Source organism: Phenylobacterium sp. CCH9-H3 (genome assembly GCF_001557235.1).
In the GTDB taxonomy this organism is placed as follows: Bacteria; Pseudomonadota; Alphaproteobacteria; order Caulobacterales; family Caulobacteraceae; genus Phenylobacterium.
The window spans coordinates 1-6,501 of the sequence record NZ_LSJI01000023.1; the positions used below are offsets into that span (position 1 = coordinate 1).

5 protein-coding genes are annotated in these 6,501 nt (G+C 68.5%); 2 read left to right on the forward strand and 3 right to left on the reverse strand.

Translation table 11 applies throughout. The features are described 5' to 3' along the window. Positions 1 to 335 precede the first annotated feature (335 nt). From AX721_RS01585 to AX721_RS01595, 3 genes are read right to left on the reverse strand one after another with little or no spacing between them, the layout of a single operon-like run. Entirely contained in the window at positions 336 to 1,094 is a 759-nt protein-coding gene (locus tag AX721_RS01585; RefSeq protein ID WP_068874174.1) for an SDR family oxidoreductase, read from the reverse strand. Positions 1,095 to 1,118: 24 nt separating this feature from the next. Next, positions 1,119 to 2,105 (reverse strand): alpha/beta hydrolase, encoded by a 987-nt coding sequence (locus AX721_RS01590; RefSeq protein ID WP_068874175.1) that lies wholly within the window; start codon positions 2,103 to 2,105, stop codon positions 1,119 to 1,121. A 9-nt stretch (positions 2,106 to 2,114) separates the two neighbouring features. Then, positions 2,115 to 3,008, reverse strand: coding sequence for an SDR family oxidoreductase (locus AX721_RS01595; protein ID WP_068874176.1), 894 nt, complete (start codon positions 3,006 to 3,008; stop codon positions 2,115 to 2,117). 251 nt (positions 3,009 to 3,259) lie between these two features. Between AX721_RS01595 and AX721_RS01600 the strand changes: the two genes are divergently transcribed. Both AX721_RS01600 and AX721_RS01605 read left to right on the forward strand, forming a co-directional pair. Beyond that, a complete protein-coding gene (locus AX721_RS01600) occupies positions 3,260 to 5,389 on the forward strand; it encodes a TonB-dependent receptor (protein ID WP_082765462.1) in 2,130 nt (709 codons plus the stop codon). A 184-nt stretch (positions 5,390 to 5,573) separates the two neighbouring features. Further along, the coding region (locus tag AX721_RS01605) for an MFS transporter (protein WP_068874178.1) at positions 5,574 to 6,501 on the forward strand (928 nt) is incomplete at its 3' end.

A 6,501-nucleotide genomic window follows, 5' to 3' on the forward strand; every position in this document is an offset into this window, starting at 1 on the left:
ATGCGGAGGGGTACCGGGGCCGCCGCCCCGGTACCCCTCCGCATCGACCGACGTTCGGTCGCGCCGCAGCGGCGATGGCCTTCAGGTCGAAGGGTCTTGTTCTCAATTGGGCGTCCTCCACTACCGCCGCCGCTGCGGCGCGACCGAACGTCGGTCGATGCGGAGGGGTACCGGGGCCGCCGCCCCGGCGCTCATGCCGAAAGGTTATGGAATGGCGAGCGAGCGCAGGCGGCGGCGCGCAAGCCAGCCTCGGCTCGCGGTCTCGACGGCCTTCCTCGACACAATCGGCGCTCACCCGCCGTTGCGGCGGAACAGCTCCTTGTCGGTGGCTGAGCTCAGCCCTTGGCCATCCCGATGTACGATCTGTTCCAGGTCGGGCTGATGAGGATTTCGTTGATGCAGACGCTGGCAGGCATCTCGGCCACGAAGAGGATCGTGCGTGCAAGGTCCTCGGATTGGAGCATGCGCGCCTGATCCTCGTCGCTGACCGGGATCGGCCGGTTCTTCAGGATCGGCGTGGCCACCTCGCCGGGGCAGATGCAGCACGAGCGGATCCCATTGACGGCCTCGGCCTGGTTCAGGCTTTCGCTAAGGACGTTCAGACCAGCCTTGGCGGCGGTGTAGGCGGGGCCGGTGACGGGCGACACATACCGGCCGCCCCACGACGAGACCTGGATGATCAGGCCGCCGCCCTGGGCGCGCATCGCGGGGAGCATAGCGCGCGAGGTGTAGAAGCAGCCATTGAGGTTGGCGGCGATCACAGTGTCGAACCCATCGGCGTCGACCGCATCCCAGGCGCGCTGGCGGATGTTCATGCCGGCGCTGTTCACGAGGATGTCGCAGCGCCCGAAGCCCGCCAGAATCTCGGCTGCGACCGCATCGACCCGGGCGGCGTCCGCCACGTCGGCGGGCAGGATCGCGCTCGCGCCGCCGACGGCGGCGATCAGGGCGGCGGTCTCCTCCAGGCCCTCGCGGCGACGGCTCGTGAGGGCGACCCGGGCGCCGGCTCCGGCCAGCGCCACCGCGGCGGCCTGGCCGATGCCTGAACCTGCGCCGGTTACCCAGGCGACCTGCCCATCGAGCGCTTTCTGCATCTGGAAACTCCTGTTTGTCTCGCGTCAGCGGCGCGGGTGGGCGGCGCCGTCGGCGTGTAGGGCGTCCCGCAGGAAGCGGGCGACGCCGGTGTTGGCGGATTGCGCGAGCGCGCCTTCCAGCATGTGGAAGCCGTGAACGCCGCCGGGGAAGATCGCGAGCGTCGAGCGATTGCCGGCCGCCTGCCAGCGGGCATGCATGAACAGGCTGTCGTCCAGCAGCGGATCCAGGGTGCCCACCGAGAACAGAGCGGGGGGCAGGTCGCGAAGGTCGGCATAGAGCGGCGAGAGGGCCGGGTCACGCGGATCGACGCCGCCGCGGAAGCCTTCCACCAGGGCTTCGACGCGAGGCCGATCCAAGACGAGCGTGGCCTGTGCGCGCCGCATGCTGGGCGTGAGCGACAGGTCGAAGCAGCCGTACATGAGGTTGGCGGCGCGGAAAGCTTCGGCTTCTCCGGCGTCGCGCAGGCGCAGCAGGGTCGCCGCCGCCAGGTGCGCGCCGGCGGACTCTCCGCCGATCGCCAGCCAGGACGCCCCGAACTCGGCCTTCGCATGCGCCACGAGCCATCGCGCAGCGGCGACGCTGTCGTCCAGCCCTGCCGGGAAGGGGTCCTCGGGGGCGAGGCGGTAGTCGACGCTGACGGCCGCGAGTCCTGATTCGCGGCCGATCAGTTCCAGCGGGGCGTCCCACATGTCGTTGGTCCCGGCGGTCCAGCCGCCGCCGTGCAGGTGGAGATAGGCGCCCGACGGATCAGCGGGCGCCAGAATCCGCAGTCCGATATCGCCGCGCGGCCCGGGGATCGTCAGGGTCCGGGCATGCGGCGAGCGGGGCGACACCGGCAGGCTGAGGCGGCCTGCGGCGTAGTCCGTGCGCAGGGTGGCGAGGTCCGGAGGCGGGGTGATCGCCGCCAGCTTCGCGGCCAGCGCGGCGTTCACGGCTCGGGTCTCGTCGGAGATCGCTTCGGGCCGGAAGAGATCGTCCGATGGCTCGGGAGCGAAGGTTCTGGAGGTCATCCGATCGGCCTAGCGCGACCACAGCGTAGGGACAAACGCCTCCAGGGTGGTCATCCGGAACTCGGGGTGCAGATCGCCCACGGTGGGGCCGGAACCCACGCAATCGTTGTCGATGAACCAGTCAATCAGCGGCGTTGAGGACGACCGCTTGTGGTTCGCCAACCAGTCGAAGGGCAGCCGCGCCAGGAGCGCGTAGTGCGACGGGAACTTGCCCTTCAAGGCCACCGGGCCGCCGCGGGCCTTGGCAAGGATCTCGGCCACCTCGCCGATCGTGAACGGCCCCGGCGCCACGAAGTCCATCGTGCGCCCCAGGTAGTCCGGCCGGTCCGACAGCGCGTCCACCACATAGCGCACGACGTCGGGTTGCGAGGTGAAGGTGAAACGACGGTGGGCGGGGAACGGGAAGGGGAAGCGGCCTCGACGGATCTCGTCGCGATGGTTCCCGAGGATGTCCTGCAGGAAGCCGCCGCACCGCAGGACCGTGCAGGTGAGGCCGCTCTTCGCCAGCAGCCGCTCAACATAGTACTTCGAGTCGAGGATTGCCGGCCCCTTGAGGCGGTCGGGGCTGAGCACCGAGGGATAGATCAGGTGCTTCAGTCCGCCCTGCCGGGCGCCGGCGATGATCGCCTCGGCGGCGGCGATCTCCAGGGCGGTGCTGTTACGCGCGCCGGCGGGCGTGACCGCGAAGGCGGCGTCCGCCCCAGAGACCGCCGCGGCGACCTCAGCCGGGTTGAGCAGGCTCCCGCCAATGACCTCTGCCCGCGGGTGGCGGCGCGCCACGTCTCTGGGATTACGCGCCAGGACCCGCAGGTCGACGCCGCGATCCAGGAATTCGCGCACGAAGAGGTCTCCGACGTGGCCCCCGGAACACCCGATCGCCGCCAGCTTGATTCTTGCCGCCATTCGCATGCCCCCCGCCGCCTCTCCAAGATGACGGCGTCTCGTCTAATACGAATCAAATTCTAGAATGCAACAACAAATATCCGAGGGGGAGAACGTGAATTCCGCCGCCGGGCCCGTCGGGCGATCTGTCGGACGATCCGCACTTTTGCCCTTGCCAATATGCGAACGCAGAACTAGAACGTCATCCTATTATTGAGCCGCAGCAAGCGGCCGGAACACAAGAAAATCGACGCCAGGGGAGGGTCGACGGCATGCGCAGAGCGCTATTCCTTTTTGCCGCAACGGGTCTGGTCACGGGGCTCGCGTCCTCGGCTCGGGCCGAAGAAGCGACTTCGGCCGCGGTGGCCGGCGCGCAGCTCGAGGAGATCGTGGTCACCGCTCAGAAGCGGTCAGAATCCCTCCAGCGGACGCCCGTATCGGTCACGGCGCTGGGCGAGGGGGCGCTAGAGGCGCGGGGCATCACCAACGTGGCCGACCTGCAGGCTTCTGTCCCCGGGCTGATGATCGGCGGCAACATGAATTTCGGCGGCATCAATTCGATCGTGCTGCGCGGCGTCAGCAGCCCTAATGTGGTGATTGGGGCCGAGGAGGCGGTAGGCGTCTACATCGACGGCGTGTTCCTGCCGCGGTCGGACGCCGCCTTCTTCAACTTCGCCGACGTGGAACGCATCGAGGTGCTGCGCGGCCCGCAGGGCACGCTCTACGGCCGCAACTCCACGGCGGGCGCGATCAACATACTGACCCGGTCGCCCGAAGACGCCTTCGAGGGCAAGGTCAATGCGAACTACGGCACGCGCGGCAAGTATGAGGTGAAGGGCTACATCGGCGGGCCGCTCACCGAGAGCTTGGCCGCCAGCGTCTCGGCGGTGAAGTCGGGTCATGACGGGTACTTCCGCAACGCGAACACGGGGAACCGGGTGGGCGAGCAGGACGACTTCACCACCCGGGGAAAGCTGGTGGCGCACAACGACAGGTTCCGCGCCACGCTGGCCGGCGACTATTCGCTGCTCAAGTCCGACGACCAGTTCAAGAACCTCAAGAACCCGGCGGGCGTCTTCGTCGGCATGGGCGATCCCGACGTGGTCGCCACCGAGATCGAGGACCAGATCTACACCCGGCGGAAATCCTACGGGGTGAGCCTGCATGCGGCCTACGTCGCCAACGACGACCTGACCCTGACCTCGATCACCAGCAAGCGGTGGTACCGGGGCCGGGTGAACGCCGACACCGACGGGCAGGGTCTGGCGACGCCCTTCGTCCATACCTTGAGCGCGCTGGGCAACACTGACTTCACGCAGGAATTCCAGGCCAACTACACGTCGGGCGCGCTGACCGTCACGAGCGGCCTGAACTACTTTCAGGACCGCGCCTACGTCGACATCCAGATCTTCACGGCGGCGGGCCAGACCGGATTCAGCCAGCCGCGCAGCTTCACCAAGGCGTACGCCGCCTTCGCGCAGGCCGAATGGAGCGTCTCCGACGAGCTGAAACTGATCGCCGGCGCCCGCTACAACATCGACAAGAAGCACTACTCGGTGACGATGCCGGCCCTGGGCGCGCTCGGCCGCTCGTTCGTCGAAGACCGGCGAACCGACAAGGCGTTCATTCCCAAGGTTGGGGTCACGTACCAGGCGACGCCCACCGCCTTCCTGTTTGCGACCATCTCGCGCGGGTATCGTGCAGGCGCCTATTCGGCCGGTCCTGCGCGGTTCAGCCAGGTGGCGCCGGGTGCGGACCCGGAGAAGCTCTGGAACTACGAAGCCGGGGTGAAGACCGAGCTGCTCGAGCGGCGGCTTCGCCTGAACGTCACCGCCTACTACACCACCGTGAAGGGCCTGCAGGTCCGCGAGACGGTCGCGGTCGGGGACGCGCAGGTCAACAACGCCGGCAGCGCGCGGGTGTACGGGGCGGAGTTCGAGACGACCGCCCTGCTGGGCAACGGCTTCAGCGTCGACAGCAGCCTGTCGCTGCTGGACGGTGAGTACGAAACGCTGTTCGAACGCGGGTTCGTCGGCGCCGTGGTGAGCCTGGATCGGTCCGGAAACCGGATGATCCGCTCGCCGCGGATGCAGTTCTCGATCGACGGCCGCTACGAGGCCGCCGTGGGCGACGACCTCAACCTGAAGGCCAACCTCCGCTACTACCGGGAGTCCAAGTCGTTCTACACCGCCGCCAACGAGGCCGGCGTCGGCAACGACGGCTGGCACACGGTCGATGCCCGCATCGCCCTGACCTACAGGGACGCCTGGGAAGTCTACGCCTACGGCAAGAACCTGACGGACAAGCGCTACACGACGGCCGTCATCACGCTGGGCGCCTTCTATCCGGCCTCGATCAACGATCCGCGCACGATCGGAATCGGAGTGCAGTATTCCTTCTAGCCATCGGGCGGCCGTTCTCCGGGTGGTCGCCCGGGTCACGCCGCTCGCGGCGTTCCTCCCCTGCCGCGCGCATCTCGGGTGCGCGCGGCGTCTCTTCCAGGCGTCGCGCTGACCACGAGGTCGGCGACGAGCGCCTCGAGACCGAACCGGACGCGGGCGTCGGGTTTTGGTCAGGAGTCAGTCGATGCCGGTCACCCCCGTCCAAGATGCGGCTACGCCCGCCCAGCGGACTCCGCTGAGGCCGCTGCATCTGCTGGTCGTCTCGGTCTGTATGCTGGTCGCCTTTCTCGACGGCTTCGACGTGCAGATGATCGCCTTCATGGCGCCGGCCATCGGTCGCGAATGGCAGGTCGAGAAGGAAGTGTTCGGCCTGATCTTCTCGTCCGGCATCGCCGGCATGCTGGTGGGGATGGTGGGTCAGGGGCCGCTTTCGGACCGGTTCGGCCGCAAGCCGATGACCCTGCTTTGCGTGGCGCTCTTCGGACTTTGCACCCTGGCCTGCGCGGTCGCGCAATCGACGACGGAACTCCTGGTCCTGCGCTTCCTCGGCGGCGTCGGCATGGGTGCGGTGCTGCCCAATGTGATCGTGCTGGTCAGCGAGTTCGCCCCGCCGCACCTGCGCTCGCGCATGGTGGTCGTGCTGGGCGCCGGCGTCCCGATCGGTGGACTGGTCGCCGGAGCGCTCAGCGCCTGGCTTCTGCCGGTCACGGGCTGGCGTCCGCTTTTCGTCGTCGGCGGCGCCGCGCCGCTGGCGCTGCTTCCGGTCCTGGCGCTCTGGCTGCCGGAGTCACCGCTTTTCCGCATCGAGCGTGCGCGACGGCAGGGCGGCGCGAGTGGGCCGAAGGATGAGGAGGCGATCCGCGACCTCGTTCGGCGGGGCTGGGCGGCGCCCCTGGCGGTCGAGGCGCCGGTCGCCTCCCAGGGCGTCGGCGCCCTGCTGGGTGCAGGGCTGCGGCGCAGCACCCTGCTCCTCTGGCTCGTCTGCGCCGCCAACATGGTGCTCTTCTACTCGATGCTGAGCTGGATGCCGCTGATCCTCACGTCGGCGGGCAAGCCGGAGTCCCTGGCCGCGCTGTCGGGCGCCATGCTGAACTTCGGAGTGATCGTCGGCA

What these genes read in the sequence shown, in the direction of transcription:
- AX721_RS01585 (WP_068874174.1), bottom strand. Translation starts at nt 1,094, where the DNA reads ATGCAGAAAGCGCTCGATGGGCAGGTCGCCTGGGTAACCGGCGCAGGT.
- AX721_RS01590 (WP_068874175.1), bottom strand. Translation starts at nt 2,105, where the DNA reads ATGACCTCCAGAACCTTCGCTCCCGAGCCATCGGACGATCTCTTCCGG.
- AX721_RS01595 (WP_068874176.1), bottom strand. Translation starts at nt 3,008, where the DNA reads ATGGCGGCAAGAATCAAGCTGGCGGCGATCGGGTGTTCCGGGGGCCAC.
- AX721_RS01600 (WP_082765462.1), top strand. Translation starts at nt 3,260, where the DNA reads ATGCGCAGAGCGCTATTCCTTTTTGCCGCAACGGGTCTGGTCACGGGG.